The organism is Mesorhizobium marinum (genome assembly GCF_040813675.1).
Classification (GTDB): domain Bacteria; phylum Pseudomonadota; class Alphaproteobacteria; order Rhizobiales; family Rhizobiaceae; genus Mesorhizobium_K; species Mesorhizobium_K marinum.
On record NZ_JBFOCI010000008.1, the window covers coordinates 1 to 21,529 of the forward strand.

The following is a 21,529-nucleotide window of genomic DNA, read 5'->3' on the forward strand; positions in this document are numbered from 1 at the left end:
TCGGCCCTTGCCGCGGGCGCGGCCTTGCCGCCGGCGACCATCGCCTCGACATCGGCCCGGACGATGCGACCGTGCGGGCCGGACCCGGCGACCGACGCGATGTCGACGCCGGCGTCCTTCGCGATGCGGCGTGCCAATGGCGAGGCGAACACGCGGTCGCCGGCTGCATGGCCGTTTGCGGCCGGGGCCGCGGCGCTCGGCGCCGGCTTCTCTGCCTTCACCGGCTCGGCCTTCGGCGCTTCCGCCTTCGCGGCTTCCTGCTTCGGCGCCTCCGCCTTTTCGGCCGCGCCCGCCTTGGCGGCGGCGCCGGCATCCTCGTCCTCGCCCGCGAGGACGGCGATCAGCGCGTTGACCTTCACGCCCTCCGTTCCGGCGGGAACCACGATCTTGGCGACCGTTCCTTCATCGACGGCTTCGACTTCCATCGTCGCCTTGTCCGTCTCGATCTCGGCGATCACGTCGCCGGGCGAAACCTTGTCACCTTCCTTGACCAGCCACTTGGCGAGGTTGCCCTCTTCCATGGTGGGCGAGAGGGCGGGCATGGTAATGTTGATCGGCATGGCTTCCTCCCACCCGGCTCAGCGATAGGTGACGGCTTTCACCGCCTCGACGACCTCGCCGACATTCGGCAGCGCCAGTTTTTCGAGGTTGGCCGCATAAGGCATCGGCACGTCCTTGCCGGCGATGGTGATGACCGGCGCGTCGAGATGGTCGAAGGCCCGCTGCGACACCTGGTTGGCGATGAAGTCGCCGACCGAGGACTGCGGGAAGCCCTCCTCCACGACGACCAGCCGGTTCGTCTTGCGCACCGACGCGATCACCGTGTCGAGGTCCATCGGGCGGATCGTTCTGAGATCGATCACCTCGGCGTCGATGCCGAGACCGGCGAGTTCGGCCTCCGCCTTCACCGCATAGGTCATGCCGATGCCCCAGGAGACGATGGTGACGTCCCGACCCGCCTTGTGGATGCGGGCCTTGCCGATCGGCAGCACGAAATCGTCGAGCTTCGGCACATCGAAATGATGACCGTAGAGGATTTCGTTCTCCAGGAAGATGACCGGGTTGGGATCGCGGATCGCCGCCTTGAGCAGGCCCTTGGCATCGGCCGCCGAATAGGGCTGGATCACCTTCAGGCCCGGGATGTGGCTGTACCAGGCGGCATAGTCCTGGCTGTGCTGGGCGGCGACGCGGGCCGCCGCGCCGTTGGGACCGCGAAACACGATCGGCGCGCCCATCTGGCCGCCCGACATGTAGAGCGTCTTCGCCGCCGAATTGACGATCTGGTCGATCGCCTGCATGGCGAAGTTGAAGGTCATGAACTCGACGATCGGCTTCAGGCCGGCCATCGCCGCGCCGACGCCGACGCCGGCGAAGCCGTGCTCGGTGATCGGCGTATCGACCACGCGGCGCGGGCCGAATTCCTGCAGCAGCCCCTGCGTGATCTTGTAGGCGCCCTGGTACTCGGCGACCTCCTCGCCCATGACGAACACGTCCTCGTCGCGGCGCATCTCCTCGGCCATGGCGTCGCGCAGGGCTTCGCGCACGGTCATCGACACCATCTCGGTGCCGGCGGGAATGTCGGGGTCGGCGGCGATCTGCGCCTTCGGCGCGGCGGGAACCTTTGCCGGCTCGGCTGCCGGGGCAGGCGCCGCGGCATCGGCCACCTTCTCGTCTTCGGCTGTCTTAGCGGGGACCGCTTCCCTGGCGGGCGCGCCAGCGCCGGCCTTGGCGGCGTCCTCGCCCTCGACCGCCAGGATGGCGATCGGCGTGTTGACCTTCACGCCTTCGGTGCCGGCGGGCACCACGATCTTGGCCAGGGTGCCTTCATCGACCGCCTCGACCTCCATGGTCGCCTTGTCGGTCTCGATCTCGGCGATCACGTCACCGGCGACGATCTTGTCGCCTTCCTTCTTCAGCCATTTTGAAACATTGCCTTCCTCCATCGTCGGGGAAAGCGCGGGCATCAGGATCTCGATGGGCATGGTCGCGCTCCCCCTCAAAGTACGATGTCGGTCCAGAGCTCGGATGCATCCGGCTCGGGATCGGTCTGCGCGAACTCCGCGGCGTCCGCCACGATGTCGCGAACCTCCTTGTCGATGGCCTTCAGGTCGTCCTCGCTCGCCCACTTCTTGGCGATCAGGCGCGCCTTTACCTGCTCGATCGGGTCGTGCTCGGAGCGCATCTTCTGCACTTCGTCCTTCGAGCGGTATTTCGCCGGGTCGGACATCGAGTGGCCGCGATAGCGGTAGGTCTGCATCTCGAGGATGATCGGCCCCTTGCCGGAGCGACACCACTCGACGGCAACCTCGGCGGCCGATTTCACCGCCCGCACGTCCATGCCGTCGACCTGCATGCCGGGAATGCGGAAGGAAAGGCCGCGCTGCGAGAAATCCGTCTCCGCCGACGAACGCGTGACCGAGGTGCCCATGGCGTAGCGGTTGTTCTCGATGACGTAGATGACCGGCAGCTTCCACAACGAGGCCATGTTGAAGCTCTCGTAGACCTGGCCCTGGTTCGCCGCGCCGTCTCCGAAATAGGTCAGCGACACGTTCTTGTTGCCGCGGTAGCGGTTGGCAAAGGCGAGCCCGGTACCGAGCGACACCTGGGCGCCGACGATGCCGTGCCCCCCGTAGAAATTCTTCTCCTTGGAGAACATGTGCATCGAGCCGCCCTTGCCCTTGGAGTAGCCTCCACGGCGCCCGGTCAGCTCGGCCATGACGCCGCGCGGGCTCATGTCCATCGCCAGCATGTGGCCATGGTCGCGATAGGCAGTGATCATCTGGTCGCCGTCGATCAGCGCCATCTTCATGCCGGTGACCACGGCCTCCTGGCCGATGTAGAGGTGGCAGAAGCCGCCGATGAAGCCCATGCCGTAGAGCTGGCCGGCCTTCTCTTCGAACCGCCGGATGAGCAGCATCTCGCGATAGGCGGCGCGCTCCTGCTCCTTGGTGAAGTTCGCCGGTTTCGGCGCGGTGGGTCCCTGGAGGGGTTTTGCATCCGCCTTGGGTTTCTTAGCGGACGCCTTCTTGGCGGCGACGGCCATACATCACTCCCTATGTTTGTCTCTTCGCGGACATGTCCGAGGATGCGGCACCCTCGATTTGTACAGACGCTAGCACGCCTGTCACCGTCGAACCATGCGGAAAAACGCATGGCTGGCATGCGGCCTAAGCACCTAAAATCATTGAAAATTCTTGAGAATAACCAAATTCCGGTTAATCAGCGAAGCGACGACCGCATGATGACGATCTCGTCGGCCTGCGAGAGGTTGAGCGCCCGGCGCGCCTGCTCGTCGAGCATGTCCTTCTCGAGCGTTCCGTCGTGCAGAAGCTGCACGCGGCGCTCCAGTTCGACGCGTTGCGCCGTCACCGCATCGAGGCTGGCCTGCAGCTCGACGGCCTGCGCCTCATAGAGATATTTGGAATAGATGCCGAATTCGCCGTGATAGGCGTGGAAGCCGAAATAGGTCAGGAACAGCGCCGACACCGCCGGCACGATGAGGCGGCCGGTATTTCTCTGCTTGTGCTGGCGCGTCCACATGCGGCGGCTCCCGTTCTGCCCGCCTATCTCGCTCCATTGTGCTTAATGGACGGTTAGCGGGAGCCGCGATGCGTGTCGTCAGGCCTTCAGGATCGAGGTGCCGGCGTAGCGCGCCTGCTTGCCCAGCTCTTCCTCGATGCGGATGAGCTGGTTGTACTTCGCCGTGCGATCGGAACGGGCCAGCGAGCCGGTCTTGATCTGTCCGCAGTTGGTCGCCACCGCGAGGTCGGCAATCGTCGAATCCTCGGTCTCGCCGGAGCGGTGCGACATCACCGCCGTGTAGCCCGCCCGGTGCGCGGTATCGACGGCTTCGAGCGTCTCGGTCAGCGAGCCGATCTGGTTGACCTTGACCAGGATCGAATTGCCGACGCCCATGCGGATGCCGTCCCTGAGGCGCGCGGTGTTGGTGACGAAGAGATCGTCGCCGACCAGCTGCACCTTGTCGCCGCAGAGGTCGGTCAGGTACTTCCAGCCCTCCCAGTCGTCCTCGGCCATGCCGTCCTCGATCGAGATGATCGGGTAGTCGGCGGCCAGCTTGGCCAGGTATTTCGCCTGCGCCTTGGGGTCGCGCGTCTTGCGCTCGCCCTCATAGACGTAGTTGCCGTCCTTGAAGAATTCGGTCGAGGCGCAGTCGAGGCCTATCGCGACCTCCTCGCCCGGCTTGAAGCCGGCGGCCTCGATCGAGGCGACGACGAAGTCGAGCGCGGCCTGTGCGTTCTTGAGGTTGGGCGCGAAGCCGCCTTCGTCGCCGACATTGGTGTTGTGGCCGGCATCCTTCAGGCGCTTCTTCAGCGTGTGGAAGATTTCGGACCCCCAGCGCACCGCGTCGCGCAGGCTGGGCGCGCCGACCGGCATGATCATGAATTCCTGGAAGTCGATCGGGTTGTCGGCATGCGCGCCGCCGTTGATGATGTTCATCATCGGCACCGGCAGCACATGCGCGTTCGGCCCGCCGAGATAGCGGTAGAGCGGCAGGCCCGACGCTTCCGACGCCGCCTTGGCCACCGCCAGCGAAACGCCGAGGATGGCGTTGGCGCCGAGCCGTGCCTTGTTCGGCGTGCCGTCGAGTTCGATCATGGTGCGGTCGATGTGGATCTGGTCTTCGGCCTCGAGGCCGCCGATCGCCTCGAACAGTTCGCCGTTGACGGCCTCGACTGCGCGCTCCACGCCCTTGCCGAGATAGCGCGGGCCGCCGTCGCGAAGCTCGACCGCTTCATGCGCGCCGGTGGACGCGCCCGACGGGACGGCGGCGCGCCCCATCGAGCCGTCCTCGAGCACGACGTCGACCTCGACGGTCGGATTGCCGCGGCTGTCCAGTATCTCGCGGCCGATGATGTCGATGATGGCGGTCATTTGGAATCCCCGAGAAAAGTCGTGTGAAATGTCGCGCCCGTCTTAGTGGAAGCCCGGCAAAATTCAATCCGGCCCGCCCATTTATAGGAATCCTGCGACGGATTCACGAATTGGTGCCGGCTGTTACGATTTGTCATGTTTGGGGACCTGCCGGTCCCCGGGATTTCGGATAGCTTCGAGGTTGCGCGGGGCGAAACGGAGGGTTTCGCCATGTCCGAGTTTCCCGGTATCCTGAGTTTGTTGCTTATCGCCGCGGCGTTCCTGACGTCCTGCAACCCGCAGGCTTCTCATGACGCCGGCAGGCCGATCGCGCCCCTTGTCTCACATTGACGGCAGACGACGAAAACCCCGCCTGCGTGCGCGGGCGGGGTTATCCGTGAAGCGGTCTGTTGGGCGCGGACGATCACCAGTACGGGTCGACCTTGTAGTAGCTGTAGGATTCGTCGCGCGCCAGCGTGCCGTCGCCGCGGGTCAGTTCGTTGATCGAATAGGACGGCCCTGCCTCGAGCTGCGCCTTGGTGAACGGCACGACGTAGCCGCCTTTTTCCTCGTCGTAGTCGAGCGCCGACCACGGGATCGCGTGATATTTCTCGCCGATGCCGAGGAAGCCGCCGAACCCGATCACGGCGAACATGATCCCGTTCGACATCTTCTCCAGCATCACGTCTTCGATCGATCCGATATGGTCGCCCGACATGTTGTACACGGCCGTGCCGATGACCCGCGACGCGGTGATGGCGTTGGTGTGGCCGCTTGGCGTATGGGTGTTCATTGTCTCGCTCCTCGTTGATGGACGATGGGAGAGAAATGAACGCCGCTGCCAAAGGTTCCGGCTTTTGGACCGCTGCAACCGCGTCAGTCGGTGAGGATGAAGGTCACCTTCTTGTTGACCCGGTAGGCGGCGATCTGGCCGTCCTCGACGACGACCTTCTGCTCCTGGATCCAGGCGCCCTGGACGTTCTTCAGCGTCTTGGCGGCGCGCGAGATGCCCTTCTCGATCGCGTCCTGGAAGCTCTTCTTCGACGATGCGGTGATCTCGGTGACACGGGCTACAGACATCGGTTCCTCCTTCGGAACGCCATGAAGTCTACGCAGCCCAGCCTACGACCGGAAAGCGGCCGCCTCAACCTGTGCTTTTGGCCACTTCGTCGAGCTTCATCAGGCTTTCGATGAGGGCGGGCATGTCCTTCAGGGGCACCATGTTCGGACCGTCGGACGAGGTCGAGTTGTCGGGATCCTCGTGCGTCTCGATGAAGACGCCGGCGACGCCGACCGCCACGGCGGCGCGCGCCAGCGTGGCGACGAAGCGCCGTTCACCCCCGGAGGTCGCCCCCTGCCCGCCCGGCTGCTGCACCGAATGCGTGGCGTCGAAGATCACCGGTGCGCCGAGATCGGCCATGATCGGCAGCGCGCGCATGTCGGAGACCAGCGTGTTGTAGCCGAACGACGCGCCGCGTTCGGTGACCAGCACGTTGGCGTTGCCAGACCCCGTGACCTTGGCGACGACGTTCTTCATGTCCCAGGGCGCCAGGAACTGCCCCTTCTTCACGTTGACGACCTTGCCGGTCTTTGCGGCCGCCACCAGCAGGTCGGTCTGGCGGGACAGGAAGGCGGGAATCTGCAGCACGTCGACGACCTCGGCCACGATGGCGCATTGCTCCTCGGTGTGGACGTCGGTCAGCACCGGCACACCGAGCTCCTTGCGCAGGTCGGCGAAGACCGGCAGGGCCGCTTCTAGGCCGGCGCCCCGCGTCGAGCCCAGAGACGACCGGTTGGCCTTGTCGTAGCTCGACTTGTAGACGAAGCCGATTCCGAGCTTCTCGGTCAGTTCCTTCAGCGCGCCGGCCATGTCGAAGGCGTGCCCCCGCGATTCGAGCTGGCACGGGCCGGCGATCAGCGACAGCGGCGCGTTGTTGGCGAACAGCGCCTTGCCGACGCGGACCTCGGGGTTCGGGGCTTCGGTGGCAGTCTTGCTGGGCGCGCTCATGGGGTTCCTCGCGATCTCTGGCGGCCATGTGCCCGAATCCGCGCCAAGGTTCAAGCGCGCCCCCCCGTGAGCCCGCCTTGCAACCGACCCAGCGGAACGGCCACAACCCGGCAGCCGTGCTCGACGCCTGCGGCCCACTGCCGTGCTTGTCGCGCCCCGCCCGGCGGATATAGTGCGCCGGGCAACGGAGCGCCGCGCGTGGAAGACAACCGTCACCGCTTCTACGAAGATATCCTGGCGCTGTTCAACGGCACCCTGTTCGTGGCGCTCGGCATCGTGCTCTACGCGAAGGTGTCGCTGGTCACCGGCAGCGCCGCCGGTATCGCGCTTCTTTTGCAATACGCGGCCGGCCTGCCGTTCGGCGTCGGCTTCGTGCTGGTGAACCTGCCCTTCTTCTGGCTCGCGGTGCGCCGCATGGGCTGGCCGTTCACCATCCGCACCTTCGCCGCGATCGTCATCCTTTCGCTGATGACGCGCTTTGCGCCCGATGTCATCGGGCTCGACACCGTCAATCCGGTCTTCGCCGCGGTCGCCGGCGGTGCGCTGATGGGTGTCGGGCTGCTCATCCTGTTCCGGCACCGCGCCGGTCTCGGCGGATTTTCGATCCTCGGCCTCTACCTGCAGGACAACCACGGCATCCGCGCCGGATGGTTCCAGCTCTGCGTCGACCTCGCGATCCTCGCGGTCGCCCTGTTCTTCATCCCGTGGCAGAGCGCCGCGCTGTCGGTGCTCGGCGCCGTCGTGCTCAACCTGACGCTGGCGATCAACCATCGACCCGGGCGCTACATGGCGATGAGCTGAGCTGTCCCGCTACGCGGCGCTGGCTGGGGCGGTCACTTCGAAGACCTCGATCTGCGCGTGGCGGCCCTTTGCCGTCGCTGCGCCGAGCGGCCGGAAGTCGATCCCCGGCCCTGCCCGTTCCCGGACGGCGGCGCTGGCCAGGATCGTCGTGCCGAACTCCTTGTTCATGCCCTCGAGGCGCGACGCGACGTTCACCGTGTCGCCCATCGCCGTATATTGCCTGCGGTCCTCCGCACCGACGCTGCCGACGACGGCGATGCCCGTATGGATGCCGAAGCGCGTGATGAGTTCGGGACGGCCGGCGGCAAGGTTGGCGGCGTTCAGCCGGTCGATCTCCGCCTTCAGTTCCACCACGCAGCGGCATCCGGCCGCGACATGGTCGGGGTTTTCCGTCGGCGCGTTCCACATCGCGTAGATCGAGTCGCCGAGATATTGCACGATCACCCCGCCGTGGCGTTCGACCACCCTGTTCATGGTCTCGAAATAGACGCCGAGCAGGTCGACCACCTCCTCCGGCGAGTGTTGCTCCGAGATGGTCGTGAAATCGCGAATGTCGGTGAAGAGGACCGTCACTTCGCGCCGCTCGGCCGCTCCCGCCGCGGCCTGACCCGACGCCACGATGCGGCGCACCAGTTCGCGCGGCACGTAGACCGCGAAGGTCCGGATCGCGTTGCGCGCAGACGACAGCGCCCGTGCCAGCATGTTGATTTCGCTGATCAGCGAATTGGCGACCTTCCAGTTGTCGAAGTCGAGATTGCCGATCTGGGCCGCATCGATGGCGAGCGCGACCAGCGCGCGGCTGATGCGTCGCGACACCATGATCGCAGTGATTATCCCGGCGATGACCAGCACTGCGGCGATCGCGAGCGTCTTCCTCAGGAGCTCGACATTCGCGGCCGTGAAATCGGCGACCGGGGCTGCGATGACGATTCGGTAGCCGTCGAGCAGGTGCGCTGAGCCGAACGAGGAGAAGCGCGCAAGCCATGGAACCGTGTCGACCTCGAAGACCGATGACCGGCCGACACCCGTGTCGGGCGTCGTGTCGAGCATGGCCTGGGCCGCCGCCAGCACCGGGTCCGACAACGCGGCCGAGCCCCCCGACGATGCGCGCGCCAGAACCTCGCCGACGATTCCGGCGGTCAGCACCGGGTCGTCGTTCGCAGCCAGCGCACTCCGCGCCGGCAGGTCCGTCAGGAGCGCCGCCATCGCCTCCGGGTCCGAATGAACGATCAGCTTGCCGTCGCCGTCGAAGACGTATCCGACGGAATGCTCCGACACCGCATGCTCCTCCATCATGCGGCTAATCGTTTCGAGCAGTACGTCGGCGCCGATGACAACGGTCCGATCGGCCAGGGTCGACGCCGCCAGCGTCAGCGTCAGCGAACTCGTGCTGGCCGAACTGTAGGGGGCCGTGGAAATCGGTCCATCGGCCCGGATAGCGGCGCGGTACCAGGGCCGCCGTCGTGGATCGTAGTCGCTCTCCCGCGCGGTGCCTGAGCCGATCAATCGGCCCTCCGCATCAAGGAAGTGCCAGGTGGACAAGGCAGCGCCATCGGCGGCACGGAGAACGACGCGCATGCCGTAGGTCGCGGCGGCGGGCGCGGAAACCGCGTCGCGCCATCGCTTGCTGCTGTCGGCGCGTAGGATATGGAAGAAGGCGCCGCTCGGATATCCGATGTAGACGGCGTCGAGATGCGACGACCCGCGCAGGGCCCGCACCAGGAACTCGCGCTTGATGTCGAGATCCGCAGGCGGCTCCGTGGCGAGCGATGGCAGCACGGCGCCGGTGGTGATGAGGTTGTGGCCGTCCTGGAACACGGTCTCGTAGAGGTCGATCGTCCCCCGGGAGAGAAGCTTGATCTGCTGTTCCGCCGATTCCAGCGCGGACCGGCGACCTTCGTAGAAGGTCAGCCACATCAGCGGAACCGAGATCGCGACCAGAAGCAGGACGATGATGACGCTGAGGTGGACGCGCAGCGGCTTCGCCCAGCGAAGCACGCGCTGCTCGCCGGCGTCGTCGTGGCTGGCCACGGGGCGAGACGTGGTCTTGTCCTGCCTGTCCACAGTTGATTCCCCTCTTGCCCCTGCATAGCACGGACGGCAGCCGGCGAAACGACGGCAGCGTCAGGCGGCGGTCGGCAGTGGATGGCGGCAAAGGCGGATGACCGCATCCAGCTTCCAAACACGCGAGAGGTCAGGTCGCCGCACTCCAGGCATCACCGCTTGGCTTCAGCGCGGCGCCACCGCCTGCACCTTGATCCTGCCGCCAAAGGGCAGTTTTGCCGCCTGGTAGACGGTTCTGGCGGGCCGACGGCCCTCAGGGAACAGTTCGCCGAACAGGCCGTTCACCTCCTTGACGTCGGCGAGGTCTATGAACGCCAGATCGACATAGACGATGTCCGATCGGGAGAACCCAGCCGCCTCTGCTATCCGGAAGACGTGAGCGAAGGCACGCGAGGCCTCCTCGCGCGCGCTCCCCGGTACATAGGCGCCGTCGTCACCGACCGAGAGCTGCCCGCTGATCCAGCATTGGTTGCCGACGACGACCGCATTGCTTATCGGCGACGGCGACGGCGGAACGCCATCGACTTCTACGATGTAGCGCTTCGGCATGGCCCACTCCAGCGACGTAGAACGCTGGGATTCTACCAGCAACTTCGACACAGGACCATGGATCGAGCACCGTCGCGCCTGCCGGCGTCCCTCCAACATTCTCCGGGCCGCTCGCCCGCAGTCGATCCTCCTAGCCCGAGCGCAGCTTTCCGCCCGCATGGGCATGCTGCTCGAGAAGCCGGGCCCAACGTTCGACGGCGGCCCTGCGCGTGAGCCGCGCCCGGGCAAATTCGCGGGCCTCGCCGACGATCTCCTTTTCCCGCGCCGGGTTCGACCGCAGCCAGTCCACCTGCTCGGCCAGGTTCGAAGAGTATCGGGAGACCGGCACGTAGTGGCGGAATGGCTCTAGGTCGCCGAAATAGAATTCCTGGTACGGCCGGTCGATCACCAGCACCGATCGTCCGGCGTGGAGAAGCAGCTTCAGCCGACCGCTGTAGCCGCTTCCCTCGACATCGATCATGTAGCGGTATTGCGCCACCTGCTCTTCCATCGTGGTGAAGCCGCCGAGATAGACTGTTCCGGATGGGTGTGAGGTCGTCTGTGCGTCGACGGCCCGGATCGTATCGGGATGCCGGGATGCGTGCTCAACGAGCGCGCGACGCGCCGGGAACCCGCCCTGTCCGGTCCAGAAGGCCAGGTCGTGGGTCGGCATCGCCGCCGACGCCTCGCAAAGCGATGCGACCTTGCCGTCGAAATCCAGAAACCGTGCCTCGGGCCAGCCGTTGAACACGAAATCGGGCGCCGCGACGACCGGATGCCCGGCCTGCGCGCACGCTCCGAAGACGGTGATCGGACGCGTCCCGGTGTCGGAAGGCTTGTCGCCCGAATTGACGTAAAATGGCGGCAGCGACCGGCAACCGAGCATCGCCACCGCCTCGGCGATCAGGTTCGCAAGTTGCTGCAGGCGGATTATCCAGGGCTTCCGGTAAAGGATCCTGAGCTTGCCCCGCTCGAGCGAGCAATGCAGTTCCAGGCTTCCCAGCAGGTGGCCCAGCATCAGGCGGCTGGCGCCGTATCGGCCCTGCTTCCTCAGGACGACCGGTATCGGCGCCGAGGCGATGAGCCGTTCGGCGTGTTCCATGTAGAGCGCCTCTTCCCGGGTCCAGTCTGCGTTCGACTGATCGGCCGGGCCTGCGCTCATACCAGCCGGCTCTGCTCCACGGCTGCGCCGATGAAGGAGGCGAACAACGGGTGTGGATCGAGCGGACGGCTCTTCAGTTCCGGATGGTACTGCACGCCGATGAACCACGGATGGTCGGGATACTCGACCGTCTCGGGCAGCACGCCGTCGGGCGACATGCCGGCAAAGACGAGGCCGCATTCCTCAAGCCGCTCCTTGTACTCGATGTTCACCTCGTAGCGGTGGCGATGGCGCTCGGAAATGTCCGTGTCGCCGTAGATTTCGGCGATCTTGGAGCCGGCGGCCAGTTTCGCCTCGTAGGCGCCGAGGCGCATCGTGCCGCCGAGATCGCCGCTTTCGCGGCGCTTCTCGAGCATGTTGCCCTTGAGCCATTCGGTCATCAGCCCGACCACCGGTTCATCGGTCTTGCCGAACTCGGTCGATGACGCATGCGAGATGCCCGCCAGCGACCGGGCAGCCTCGATGCAGGCCATCTGCATGCCGAAGCAGATGCCGAAATACGGCACCTTGCGCTCCCGGGCGAACCGGGCGGCGAGGATCTTGCCCTCCGAGCCGCGTTCGCCGAAGCCGCCGGGAACAAGGATGCCGTGCACTTTCTCCAGCCAGGGCGCCGGATCCTCCTTCTCGAAGATCTCGCTCTCGATCCAGTCGAGCTTGACCTTGACGCGGTTCGCCATGCCGCCGTGCGAAAGTGCCTCGATCAGCGATTTGTAGGCGTCCTTGAGGCCGGTGTACTTGCCGACGATGGCGATCGTCACTTCGCCTTCCGGATTGTGGATCAGCGACGAGACGTTCTGCCAGGCCTCCATGCGCGGTTTTGGCGCGGGATCGATGCCGAAGGCCGCCAGCACTTCCGAATCGAGCCCTTCCCTGTGATAGGCCAGCGGAACGTCGTAGATATGCGCGACATCCAGCGCCTGGATCACGGCCGACTCGCGCACGTTGCAGAACAGCGAGAGCTTGCGGCGCTCTTCCTTGGGGATGGCGCGGTCGGCGCGCACCAGCAGGATGTCGGGCGCGATGCCGATCGAGCGCAGTTCCTTGACCGAATGCTGGGTCGGCTTGGTCTTCAGTTCGCCAGCCGCCGGAATCCAGGGCATCAGCGTGAGATGGACATAGACCGCCTGGCCGCGCGGCAAGTCGTTGCCGAGCTGGCGGATCGCCTCGAGGAAGGGCATCGCCTCGATGTCGCCCACGGTGCCGCCGATTTCGCACAACACGAAGTCGTAGTCGTCGTTGCCGTCGGTGACGAAATTCTTGATCTCGTCGGTGACGTGCGGGATGACCTGCACGGTCGCGCCGAGATAGTCGCCGCGCCGCTCGCGCTCGATGATGTTCTTGTAGATGCGGCCGGTCGTGATGTTGTCGGCCTGGTTGGCCGACCGGTTGGTGAACCGCTCGTAGTGGCCGAGGTCGAGGTCGGTTTCGGCCCCGTCGTCGGTCACGAACACTTCGCCGTGCTGATACGGGCTCATCGTGCCCGGATCAACGTTGAGGTAGGGGTCGAGTTTCTTGATCCGCGCGCGGTAGCCACGCGCCTGCAGCAGGGCTCCGAGAGCCGCCGCAGCTATGCCTTTGCCAAGGGAAGAAACCACGCCGCCGGTGATGAAAACATATCGCGCCATGGGAGTCGGTGCTTAGCGCCGCCGGCACGATTCCGCCAGCAAAAACTTTTGGGGCTTTTGCTTTTCCACGCCGGCTTTGCCACGTCGCCTGCAGTCCGACGCACCGCCTCGCTGAACGCCGCATGCAAAAGGCCGGCTCGAGAGCCGGCCTTTTCACATCGAAATGCGTTTCGTTCAGAGCACGATCACTTGCGTGCCGACCGGCACCCGCTTGTACAGGTCCATGACGTGCTCGTTGATCATGCGGAAGCAGCCGTTCGACGAATCGGTGCCGATCGTCTCCGGGGCGATGGTGCCGTGGATGCGCAGATGCGTGTCGCGGCCGTTTTCGTAGAGGTAGATGGCGCGCGCGCCCAGCGGATTGGCGCCGCCGCCCGGCATGCCGTCGGCATAGCGGCCGTATTTGGCGGGCTCGCGCGCCTGCATCTCCTTGGTCGGGATCCAGCGCGGCCATTCCTGCTTGTCGCCGACCTTGACCGTGCCCTTGTACTGCAGCCCGTCCTTGCCCACCGCGATCGCATAGCGGCGCGCCTTGCTCGACCCTTCCATGAGGTAGAGGCGATGCGCGGCCGTATCGATGATGATCGTCCCGCGCGGATAACCGGAATTGTACTGCACGACCTGCGGCTCGTACTCCGGCGGCACCTTGAACCGCTTGTTCGGGCCCTTCAGCTCGAGCGCGGCGTCGAGCGCGCGTGTCTCAGGCAGGAGCGACGCCTTCTGCACCTGCTGGCCGCCGAACAGGTTGGCGAAAATGTTGTTCGGCTTCGGCGCCGCCTGCATCGCGGTCTCGCTGCGCAGTTCGCCGTTGTTGCCGGTCTGGACGACCTGGCTGGCCGCGAGCCTGGCGAGTTCGGCCTGGCGCGCGGCTTCGGCGGCGGCGGCAACCTGGCGCTGGCGCTCTTCCTCGGCCTTGATCTTCGCCAGGCGCTGTTCCTCGATCGCCTTGGCCTTGGCCTCGCGCAGCAGGCGACGTTCATCGGCCGCCTTGGCCCGCGCCACCTTACGCTCCTCCGCCTCCTTGGCGAGCCGGATCTTGCGCTCTTCGGCGGCCTTCGCGCGTTCCGCCATCATCTTCTCGCGTTCAACCTTGGCCTGCGCCGCGCGCTTTTCCTTCTCGACCTTGGCGGCTGCGAGCTTCTTGTCGCGCTCGGCCTTGGCGGCGGCGAGCTGCTTCTCGCGCTCGGCCTTCGCCTTGGCGAGCTGCTTTTCCTTGTCAGCCTTTGCCTTGGCCAGCTGCTTTTCCTTCAGCGCCTTCGCCTTGGCGAGCTTTTCCTTCTCGGCCTTCGCCTTCGCTGCCTTCTTTTCCTGCTCCGTCAGCGGCTTTGCGGCGGTCTTCGACTTCGACTTGGCTGCGGCGGCCTTTTTCTTCTTCTTCAAGGCCTCTTCCTCGGCCTTGGTCGCAACCGGGACGACGGTTGCCGTCTCGGGCGTGGAAGGCGCCGGCACGGGCGGCGCGGCGAATGCCGCGACGTTCATGGCAAGGCCAGCGCCGATGCCAAGGAGCAAGAGGTTACGAAGCTGCATGATCTCGATCCCGACTGAAATCCAGGCTGAACTCTTCAGCCTGCCCAAGCCGCCATGCCGACATCCGCACGACATGGACCGCCGCCCGCCTTATACGGCAATAGGACGACGCGCCTCAAGCGCGGCCAAGCGGGCCCACGGGTCGAATCCTCGTGATGCAGGCGGCATTTACGGCGACTGTGTTCAAACGATCACAGTAACGACTTCGTGGCGCGCAAGTGCGCCACCCGGCACTTCCGGGATGACCGCTAGTTCGGGACCTGCGGCTCGCCCTGCTGTGCCGGGGCGGCGGGCGCTTCCGTCGCGGGGGCTGCAGCCGGCGCCGCATCGGGCACCGTCGGCGTACCGGACTCGGCCGGAGTTGCAGGCGCATCGGATCCGCCCAGTTGGTCGAGAACGCCCTGGCTCTGGCCCGCGGGCGCCTGGCGGTCGAGGATGTCCAGCGGCTGCGCGCCATAGCGGGCGATCAGCGACAGGCCGAGCGACGTCGCGAAGAAGGCCGCCGCCAGGATGGCGGTGGCGCGCGTCAGCGCGTTGGCGGCGCCGCGGGCCGTCATGAAGCCGGAACCGCCGCCGATCCCGAGGCCGCCCCCCTCGGAGCGCTGCAGGAGCACGACCCCGACCAGCGCGAGAACGACCATCAGATGAATGACGATGACGACGGTTTCCATAGAAGACTTCACCAGAGGGCCGGTTTCGGGACATGCGGGGTGCGCCCGGAAAGGTGGCGGAGCCCCGAAGAAGGCGGCTCAATACAATGCTTTCGCGGCATTTCCAAGCCCGCAGGGGTATATGGGGAGCAAAGGCCCGCGCGCAATGGCCCTGCCCGCCTGTGACGCTTCCCGCTTGCCAAAGCGGCGCATTCCTTTACCTCTTCTGCCCGGCATCCGCCCACGACCGCATTTCGAGCGCTTCCGCCATGCATTTCATCCCGACCGCCGTGCGCGGCCCGCTCTTCATGCTCACGGCTACCGCCACCTACGTCATCAACGACACGATGATGAAGATGGCGACGGTGGGCCTGCCGCCCTACGAGGTCCTGTTCCTGCGCGGCGTCGCCGCGCTGCTGTGGGGTCTGCCGATGCTGTTGCTGCTCGGCTACCGGGCGCAGCTGCCGCTGATGTTCGAGCGGCGGGTGTTGGCCAGGAACCTGCTCGAGCTCGCCGCGATCCTCTCCTACGTCGTCGCGCTCGCCAACATGCCGATCGGGGACGCCGTGGCGCTTGGACAGATCACGCCGCTGCTGGTGCTGCTCGGCGCTTCGATCCTCTTCCGCGAAAGGATCGGCGGCCTGCGCATGGCATTGATCGGGCTCGGCTTCTCGGGCGCCTTGATGGTGGCGCAGCCGACCATGCAGGGCATATCGGTCTATGCGCTTCTCGCTCTGGCCAACGCGGTGTTCAGCGCGGCCCGCGACATCGCCGGACGGCGCGTCGCCGGTCACGTTCCCGGCATGATCGTGGCCATTTCTGCCGTCATCGTGGTGCTGGTCGGTGCCGGTGTTGCCCATCTCGCCACCGAGGAATGGGTTGCCCCGGGGCCGCGCCACCTGGCGTTGCTCGCCGGCGCCGGGCTGTTCCTGATCTTCGGCCACTTCTTCATCTTCATGGCCTACCGGGTCGGCCCGACGGGCGTCGTCGCGCCGTTCTACTACAGCTTCACCGTCTGGGCCGTGATTTCGGGACTGGTCGTGTTCGGCGAACTCCCGAACGCGCTGGCCCTTGGCGGCATCCTGCTGGTGGTGTCGAGCGGCCTCGCCATCGTATTGCTCGATGAGCGGCGGCGGCGCCTGACGGTCGTCGCCTGATCCTCAGCCCGGATCGTAGGCAACGACTTCGCCATCCTCCTTGGTGAAGCTTGAGACCGGATTCTCCAGCAGGTCGAGCACCAGTTCCGACGGGCGGCAAAGCCTGGTGCCCTTCGGCGTTTCCACGATCGGGCGGTTGATGAGAATCGGGTGCGCCAGCATGAAGTCGACCACCTCGGAATCGCTCCAGTCCGGCCTGTCGAGGCCGAGCTCGCGGTAGGGGGTTCCCTTCTCGCGCAGCAGATCGCGCGGCGAAATCCCCATCGCTTCGATAAGCGCCTCCAGCCTGGCGCGCGTCGGCGGATTCTTGAGGTACTCGATGACCGCCGGGTCCTCGCCGCTCGCCTGTATCATGGCAAGCGTGTTGCGCGACGTGCCGCAGTGCGGGTTGTGGTAGATCGTTACGCTCACTGTCGAAACCCGAATTGGGCAGACCGGCCCCGGGTCCGCCGGTTGCGCTAGATCGAGCGGTAGGCTTCCGCGATTGCGAGGAAGTCGGCGGCCTTGAGGCTCGCGCCGCCGACCAGCGCACCGTCGACGTTTTCCACCGACAGCAGCTCGACCGCGTTGGAGGGCTTCACCGAGCCGCCGTACAGGATGCGCATCTTCGCCGCTTCGGCGCCCAGCAGCTCCTTCAGCTCCGCGCGGATGTGCGCATGCGCCTCGGCGACGTCGGCCGCCGTCGGCGTCAGCCCGGTACCGATCGCCCACACCGGCTCGTAGGCGATGACGGTATTGTGAGCGGTCGCGGCAGACGGCACCGAACCGGTGATCTGGCGCGACAGGATGTCAAGCGTCGAGCCGAGTTCGCGCTCCGCCTTCGTTTCGCCGATGCAGAGCACCGCGCAGATGCCCGCACGCCACGCCGCCTCCGCCTTGGCGCGCACGCCGGCGTCGGTCTCGCCATGGTCGGTGCGCCGCTCGGAATGACCGACGATGACGTGCGATGCGCCTGCGTCCTTCAGCATTTCGGCGGAGACGTCGCCGGTATGCGCCCCGCTTTCCTTGGCGTGGCAGTCCTGCCCGCCGACCTTGACCGGCGTGCTGCTAACGATGTCGGCGGCCCGTGCGAGCAACGTCGCCGGCGGGCAGATGAGGGCGTCGGTCTCGGCGTCGAGCCCGGACATGAAGCCGTGCGAGATGGCGCGCAGTTCGCCCAGCGATGCGGCGGTGCCGTTCATCTTCCAGTTGCCGGCGACGAGAGGACGGATACCTGGGGTCATCGATAGGGTTCCTCTGGATTTGCCTCGACGGCATGGCGATTGCAGAAGGGTTCCCTACCAAAATCGGGCCACAAAGCAATCGACACTGTCGCTGAAGGGCGCTATTGCGCTTCGGTGCGACTGAACGTGCGTCCGGTTGGGCGCGCAAAACCGGGATTTTACATGCTTTCTGCGCTCAGAAGTGCCGCCGGAACGTGGGTGGCGAAGTTGCTGCTCCTCCTTCTCGTCGTGAGCTTTGCCGTGTGGGGCATCTCCGGTCAGCTCGTGAACGGCTTCGGCGGCAATTCGGTCATCACCGCCGGCGACACGACGGTTTCGCCGGTCGAGTATCGCCTCGCCTACGACCGGCAGCTCGCGGTGCTTTCCCAGCAGTTCAACACGCGGCTGACGCGCGACCAGGCCCGTTCGCTCGGCGTCGAGGACCAGGTTCTCGCGCAGCTGGCCGCCGGTGCCGTGCTTGACGAACAGGCGAGCGAACTCGGCCTCGGCCTCTCGCAGGACAAGCTTGCGACCCTGACCATGTCCGACCCCGCCTTCCAGGGGCCCGACGGACGCTTCAGCCGCCAGCAGTTCGAAAACGTCCTGCGCCAGATCGGCATGCGTCCCGAGGACTACCTCCAGAACCGCGGCAAGGTCGCCATCCGCCAGCAGATCGTCGAAGCCGTGTCGGACGGGATCAAGGCGCCCGACACCTTCCTGCGCGCCGTCGCCCTCTATCGCGGCGAGGACCGGACGGCGGAATACCTGGTTCTGCCGAAGTCGCTCGTCGAATCCGTCGAGGCGCCGACCGACGCCGCGCTGACCGAATTTTTCGACAAGAACAAGCAGCGCTACGCCGCGCCGGAATACCGCAAGATTTCCTATGTCAGCCTGGTGCCCGAGGCGATCGCCGACGAACAGGCGATCGGCGACGAGCAGGTCAAGCAGGACTACGAGCAGAACATCGACCGCTTCACGACGCCCGAAAGCCGCACCATCGAGCAAGTGGTCTTCGCCGACCGCAACGCCGCCCAGGCGGCGCTCGATTCGATCAGCGCCGGCGCAACCTTCGATTCGGTCGTGACCGCCCAGGGCAAGACCGCCGCCGACACGCTGCTCGGCACCTTCACCAAGGACCGGGTACCCGACCAGACCGTCGCCGAGGCGGCGTTCGCGCTCCAGGCCAACGAGGTGAGCCAGATCGTCGACGGCGCATTCGGCCCGGTGCTGCTGCGGGTCACCCAGATAACGCCGGCGGTCGTCAGGTCGCTTGACGAGGTGTCGCCGGAGATCCGCAAGGAACTGGCGGTCGCCGAGGCCAATCGCATCCTGCTCGACGTCCACGACAACTACGAGGACAGCCGCGCCGGCGGCGATTCGCTGCGCGAAGCCGCGACCAAGCTCGGCCTCAAGGTGATGACCGTCGAGGCGATCGACCGCGCGGCGCAGCGCCCCGACGGCTCCATCGTCACCGACCTGCCGCAGTCGAAGGAACTGCTCGATGCCGCGTTCGAGTCCGAAACGGGCATCGAGAACGCGCCGATAAACGTCGGCAGCACCGGCTTTGTGTTCTACGAGGTGGAGGCGATCACCCCTGCCCGCGACCGCACGCTCGACGAGGTCAAGGACAAGGTTGCCGCCGACTGGAGGACCGATGAGGTCGATACCCGGCTCGCGGCCAAGGCGGCGGACGTCGAGAAGCGGCTGAAGGACGGCGCGCAGATCGACGCGCTGGCGACCGAACTCGGCCTGGAGAAGCAGACCAAGCGCGGACTGAAGCGCGAGACCGACGATGGCGACTTCGGTCGTCCCGGTGTCGCCGCGGTGTTCGGCGTGCCCGAAGGCGGTAGCGGCGTGGTCGCAGCGCCGACGGGCGACGCCCAGATCGTGTTCAAGGTCACCGAGGTGTTCGAACCGGCCGGCGCGGATGCGAACTCCATTCCCGACGACGCCAGGACCAGCTTCGCGTCGGGCATGGCCGACGACCTTCTCGACCAGCTCGTCGCCAAGCTGCAGGGACAGTACGGCGTGGCGGTCGACCGTTCGGCCATCGAGCAGGCGCTGGCGTTCTAGCGCCTCGACGGACGGGATCGGGGGCCATGGCGACACTGAAGGAACACATCGCAAAGGTGGCGGGCGGCAGCCCGCTCTCCTTCGAGGAGGCCCGCGAAGCCTTCGACATCATCATGTCGGGCGAAGCCACGCCCGGCCAGATTGGCGGCTTCCTGATGGCGCTGCGCGTACGCGGCGAGACCGTCGACGAGATTTCCGGCGCGGTTGCGACGATGCGCGCCAAGATGCTGCGGGTCGACGCACCGGCCGGCGCGATCGATATCGTCGGCACAGGCGGCGACGGTTCCCACAGCGTGAACATCTCCACCGCGTCCGCCTTCGTCATCGCCGGCGCCGGCGTCCCGGTCGCCAAGCACGGCAACCGCGGGCTGTCCTCGCAGACCGGCGCCGCCGACGTCCTGACGGCGCTCGGCGTCAGGATCGACCTTGCCCCGGAAGCGATCGCCCGTTGCATCGCGGAGGCCGGCGTCGGCTTCATGTTCGCGCCGTCCCACCACCCCGCGATGCGGCATGTCGGCCCGACGCGGGCCGAGCTCGGCACGCGCACGATCTTCAACCTGCTCGGCCCGCTCTCCAATCCGGCCGGCGTGAAAAGGCAGATGGTCGGCGTCTTCGCGCCCGAGTGGATCGAGCCCGTCGCGCATACGCTGAAGGCGCTCGGCGCCGAGCGCGCCTGGGTGGCGCATGGCGACGGTTACGACGAGATCACCGCGACCGGCGAGACGCAGGTCGCGGAACTGGCTGACGGGACCGTGCGCGCGTTTACGCTGACGCCCGAGGCCGTCGGCCTGGCGCGCCACGCCAGGGACGATCTGCGCGGCGGCGACGCGGCGTTCAACGCAGCCGCCCTTCGGCGCTTGCTCGAAGGCGCGCCCGGAGCCTATCGCGACACCGTGCTGATGAACGCCGGCGCCGGCCTGGTCGTCGCCGGCAAGGCGCAGTCGATTGAGGACGGGGTGGCGCAGGCCGCCACCGCGATCGACAGCGGCAAGGCTGCCGGCGTGCTCGACCGGCTCGTCGCCGCTTCCAACGGCTGACCCATGGCCGACATCCTCAACAAGATCGAGCACTACAAGCGCGAGGAGATCGCGGCCGCGAAGGCGCGCCTGCCACTCGCCGAACTGAAGGCCAGGGTTGGCGATGCAAGCCGTCCGCGCGGCTTCCTGGCCGCGCTGGAGAAAAAGCGCGCCGCCGGCGATTTCGCGCTGATCGCCGAGATCAAGAAGGCGAGCCCGTCGAAGGGACTGATCCGCGCCGACTTCGATCCGCCGGCGCTGGCGTGCGCCTATGAACTGGGCGGCGCGGCATGCCTGTCGGTGCTGACCGACGCGCCTTCGTTCCAGGGCGCGCCCGAATTCCTGACCGCGGCGCGCGCGGCCGTTTCGCTGCCTGCCCTGCGCAAGGATTTCATGTTCGAGCCCTATCAGGTGTTCGAAGCGCGCGCCTGGGGTGCCGACGCCATCCTCATCATCATGGCCAGCGTCGGCGATGACGACGCCAGGGCGCTCGAGGACACAGCCCACGAACTCGGCATGGACGCGCTGATCGAGGTGCACGACGAGGCGGAGACCGAGCGCGCGCTGAAGCTGTCGTCGAGGCTTGTTGGCGTCAACAACCGCAACCTGCGCACCTTCGAGACCACGCTCGAAACCTCGGAGCGCCTGGCCAGGATGGTGCCGGACGACCGGCTGCTGGTCGGCGAAAGCGGCATTTTCACCCATGACGACTGCCTGCGGCTCGCGCGCGCCGGCATCGGCACGTTCCTGGTCGGCGAAAGCCTGATGCGCCAGGCGGACGTGACCGCTGCGACGCAGGCGCTGCTGCGCGGCGCTCCCTCACACGTTCGGGCCTAGTCGCGAC

The 21,529-nt window shown here is 66.4% G+C and carries 21 protein-coding genes; 5 read left to right on the forward strand and 16 right to left on the reverse strand.

The genetic code is table 11. The annotated features are described in order from the left end of the window. The 8 genes from ABUE31_RS20465 to kdsA form a co-directional block, all read right to left on the reverse strand. Nucleotides 1-560 (reverse strand): biotin/lipoyl-containing protein (locus ABUE31_RS20465; protein WP_367725601.1); only part of this gene is annotated, 560 nt, incomplete at its 3' end. 18 nt (nt 561-578) lie between these two features. Continuing rightward, nucleotides 579-1,982, reverse strand: a complete 1,404-nt coding sequence (locus tag ABUE31_RS20470) for a pyruvate dehydrogenase complex E1 component subunit beta (RefSeq protein ID WP_367725602.1) — start codon at nt 1,980-1,982, stop codon at nt 579-581. A 14-nt stretch (nt 1,983-1,996) separates the two neighbouring features. Then, nucleotides 1,997-3,043 (reverse strand): pyruvate dehydrogenase (acetyl-transferring) E1 component subunit alpha, encoded by a 1,047-nt coding sequence (gene pdhA, locus ABUE31_RS20475; RefSeq protein ID WP_367725603.1) that lies wholly within the window; start codon nt 3,041-3,043, stop codon nt 1,997-1,999. Nucleotides 3,044-3,219: 176 nt separating this feature from the next. Beyond that, nucleotides 3,220-3,540 (reverse strand): FtsB family cell division protein, encoded by a 321-nt coding sequence (locus ABUE31_RS20480; RefSeq protein WP_367725604.1) that lies wholly within the window; start codon nt 3,538-3,540, stop codon nt 3,220-3,222. A gap of 78 nt (nt 3,541-3,618) precedes the next feature. Beyond that, nucleotides 3,619-4,893 (reverse strand): phosphopyruvate hydratase, encoded by a 1,275-nt coding sequence (gene eno / locus ABUE31_RS20485; RefSeq protein WP_367725605.1) that lies wholly within the window; start codon nt 4,891-4,893, stop codon nt 3,619-3,621. Nucleotides 4,894-5,296: 403 nt separating this feature from the next. Further along, entirely contained in the window at nt 5,297-5,665 is a 369-nt protein-coding gene (locus ABUE31_RS20490; RefSeq protein ID WP_367725606.1) for a PRC-barrel domain-containing protein, read from the reverse strand. An 83-nt stretch (nt 5,666-5,748) separates the two neighbouring features. Further along, the gene (locus ABUE31_RS20495) at nt 5,749-5,952 is read right to left on the reverse strand and encodes a dodecin family protein (protein ID WP_367725607.1); all 204 of its coding nucleotides are present in this window, start codon (nt 5,950-5,952) and stop codon (nt 5,749-5,751) included. Between the two features lie 64 nt (nt 5,953-6,016). After that, nucleotides 6,017-6,880, reverse strand: coding sequence for a 3-deoxy-8-phosphooctulonate synthase (gene kdsA / locus ABUE31_RS20500; RefSeq protein ID WP_367725608.1), 864 nt, complete (start codon nt 6,878-6,880; stop codon nt 6,017-6,019). Nucleotides 6,881-7,078: 198 nt separating this feature from the next. Here kdsA and ABUE31_RS20505 point away from each other — a divergent pair, with 198 nt between their 5' ends. Further along, on the forward strand, nt 7,079-7,681 hold the full coding sequence (locus ABUE31_RS20505) for a YitT family protein (protein ID WP_367725609.1): 603 nt from the start codon (nt 7,079-7,081) through the stop codon (nt 7,679-7,681). Nucleotides 7,682-7,690: 9 nt separating this feature from the next. On the opposite strand, the gene ABUE31_RS20510 is transcribed toward ABUE31_RS20505, so the two are convergent. From ABUE31_RS20510 to secG, 6 genes are all read right to left on the reverse strand, one after another. After that, nucleotides 7,691-9,745 (reverse strand): adenylate/guanylate cyclase domain-containing protein, encoded by a 2,055-nt coding sequence (locus ABUE31_RS20510; protein ID WP_367725611.1) that lies wholly within the window; start codon nt 9,743-9,745, stop codon nt 7,691-7,693. Between the two features lie 165 nt (nt 9,746-9,910). Further along, a complete protein-coding gene (locus ABUE31_RS20515; RefSeq protein ID WP_367725612.1) occupies nt 9,911-10,294 on the reverse strand; it encodes a RidA family protein in 384 nt (127 codons plus the stop codon). Between the two features lie 130 nt (nt 10,295-10,424). Further along, a complete protein-coding gene (locus ABUE31_RS20520; RefSeq protein ID WP_367725613.1) occupies nt 10,425-11,435 on the reverse strand; it encodes a glycosyl transferase family 90 in 1,011 nt (336 codons plus the stop codon). Then, entirely contained in the window at nt 11,432-13,060 is a 1,629-nt protein-coding gene (pyrG, locus tag ABUE31_RS20525; RefSeq protein ID WP_367725614.1) for a CTP synthase, read from the reverse strand. Before pyrG ends, ABUE31_RS20520 begins: the two co-directional genes overlap by 4 nt. A gap of 174 nt (nt 13,061-13,234) precedes the next feature. Then, entirely contained in the window at nt 13,235-14,587 is a 1,353-nt protein-coding gene (locus tag ABUE31_RS20530) for a L,D-transpeptidase family protein (RefSeq protein WP_367725615.1), read from the reverse strand. A gap of 248 nt (nt 14,588-14,835) precedes the next feature. Next, on the reverse strand, nt 14,836-15,258 hold the full coding sequence (gene secG, locus ABUE31_RS20535; RefSeq protein ID WP_367725616.1) for a preprotein translocase subunit SecG: 423 nt from the start codon (nt 15,256-15,258) through the stop codon (nt 14,836-14,838). 248 nt (nt 15,259-15,506) lie between these two features. On the opposite strand from secG, the gene ABUE31_RS20540 reads away from it, so the two are divergent. Then, a complete protein-coding gene (locus tag ABUE31_RS20540) occupies nt 15,507-16,394 on the forward strand; it encodes a DMT family transporter (RefSeq protein WP_367725618.1) in 888 nt (295 codons plus the stop codon). A gap of 3 nt (nt 16,395-16,397) precedes the next feature. Here the strand turns inward: ABUE31_RS20540 and arsC are convergent, their stop codons facing one another. Continuing rightward, entirely contained in the window at nt 16,398-16,805 is a 408-nt protein-coding gene (gene arsC / locus ABUE31_RS20545) for an arsenate reductase (glutaredoxin) (RefSeq protein WP_367725619.1), read from the reverse strand. A gap of 47 nt (nt 16,806-16,852) precedes the next feature. Further along, the gene (gene tpiA, locus ABUE31_RS20550; protein WP_367725620.1) at nt 16,853-17,617 is read right to left on the reverse strand and encodes a triose-phosphate isomerase; all 765 of its coding nucleotides are present in this window, start codon (nt 17,615-17,617) and stop codon (nt 16,853-16,855) included. Nucleotides 17,618-17,779: 162 nt separating this feature from the next. Between tpiA and ABUE31_RS20555 the strand changes: the two genes are divergently transcribed. The 3 genes from ABUE31_RS20555 to trpC are packed head-to-tail and all read left to right on the forward strand — an operon-like array spanning nt 17,780 to nt 21,522. Then, entirely contained in the window at nt 17,780-19,669 is a 1,890-nt protein-coding gene (locus ABUE31_RS20555; protein ID WP_367725621.1) for a SurA N-terminal domain-containing protein, read from the forward strand. Nucleotides 19,670-19,695: 26 nt separating this feature from the next. Beyond that, entirely contained in the window at nt 19,696-20,706 is a 1,011-nt protein-coding gene (gene trpD, locus ABUE31_RS20560; RefSeq protein ID WP_367725622.1) for an anthranilate phosphoribosyltransferase, read from the forward strand. Between the two features lie 3 nt (nt 20,707-20,709). Beyond that, nucleotides 20,710-21,522: an indole-3-glycerol phosphate synthase TrpC gene (gene trpC / locus ABUE31_RS20565; RefSeq protein ID WP_367725623.1), complete on the forward strand. Its 813-nt coding sequence runs from the start codon at nt 20,710-20,712 to the stop codon at nt 21,520-21,522. The last annotated feature ends 7 nt before the right edge of the window (nt 21,523-21,529 follow it).

What these genes read in the sequence shown, in the direction of transcription:
- ABUE31_RS20470 (WP_367725602.1), bottom strand. Translation starts at nt 1,982, where the DNA reads ATGCCCATCGAGATCCTGATGCCCGCGCTTTCCCCGACGATGGAGGAA.
- pdhA (WP_367725603.1), bottom strand. Translation starts at nt 3,043, where the DNA reads ATGGCCGTCGCCGCCAAGAAGGCGTCCGCTAAGAAACCCAAGGCGGAT.
- ABUE31_RS20480 (WP_367725604.1), bottom strand. Translation starts at nt 3,540, where the DNA reads ATGTGGACGCGCCAGCACAAGCAGAGAAATACCGGCCGCCTCATCGTG.
- eno (WP_367725605.1), bottom strand. Translation starts at nt 4,893, where the DNA reads ATGACCGCCATCATCGACATCATCGGCCGCGAGATACTGGACAGCCGC.
- ABUE31_RS20490 (WP_367725606.1), bottom strand. Translation starts at nt 5,665, where the DNA reads ATGAACACCCATACGCCAAGCGGCCACACCAACGCCATCACCGCGTCG.
- ABUE31_RS20495 (WP_367725607.1), bottom strand. Translation starts at nt 5,952, where the DNA reads ATGTCTGTAGCCCGTGTCACCGAGATCACCGCATCGTCGAAGAAGAGC.
- kdsA (WP_367725608.1), bottom strand. Translation starts at nt 6,880, where the DNA reads ATGAGCGCGCCCAGCAAGACTGCCACCGAAGCCCCGAACCCCGAGGTC.
- ABUE31_RS20515 (WP_367725612.1), bottom strand. Translation starts at nt 10,294, where the DNA reads ATGCCGAAGCGCTACATCGTAGAAGTCGATGGCGTTCCGCCGTCGCCG.
- ABUE31_RS20520 (WP_367725613.1), bottom strand. Translation starts at nt 11,435, where the DNA reads ATGAGCGCAGGCCCGGCCGATCAGTCGAACGCAGACTGGACCCGGGAA.
- pyrG (WP_367725614.1), bottom strand. Translation starts at nt 13,060, where the DNA reads ATGGCGCGATATGTTTTCATCACCGGCGGCGTGGTTTCTTCCCTTGGC.
- ABUE31_RS20530 (WP_367725615.1), bottom strand. Translation starts at nt 14,587, where the DNA reads ATGCAGCTTCGTAACCTCTTGCTCCTTGGCATCGGCGCTGGCCTTGCC.
- secG (WP_367725616.1), bottom strand. Translation starts at nt 15,258, where the DNA reads ATGGAAACCGTCGTCATCGTCATTCATCTGATGGTCGTTCTCGCGCTG.
- ABUE31_RS20540 (WP_367725618.1), top strand. Translation starts at nt 15,507, where the DNA reads ATGCATTTCATCCCGACCGCCGTGCGCGGCCCGCTCTTCATGCTCACG.
- tpiA (WP_367725620.1), bottom strand. Translation starts at nt 17,617, where the DNA reads ATGACCCCAGGTATCCGTCCTCTCGTCGCCGGCAACTGGAAGATGAAC.
- ABUE31_RS20555 (WP_367725621.1), top strand. Translation starts at nt 17,780, where the DNA reads ATGCTTTCTGCGCTCAGAAGTGCCGCCGGAACGTGGGTGGCGAAGTTG.
- trpD (WP_367725622.1), top strand. Translation starts at nt 19,696, where the DNA reads ATGGCGACACTGAAGGAACACATCGCAAAGGTGGCGGGCGGCAGCCCG.
- trpC (WP_367725623.1), top strand. Translation starts at nt 20,710, where the DNA reads ATGGCCGACATCCTCAACAAGATCGAGCACTACAAGCGCGAGGAGATC.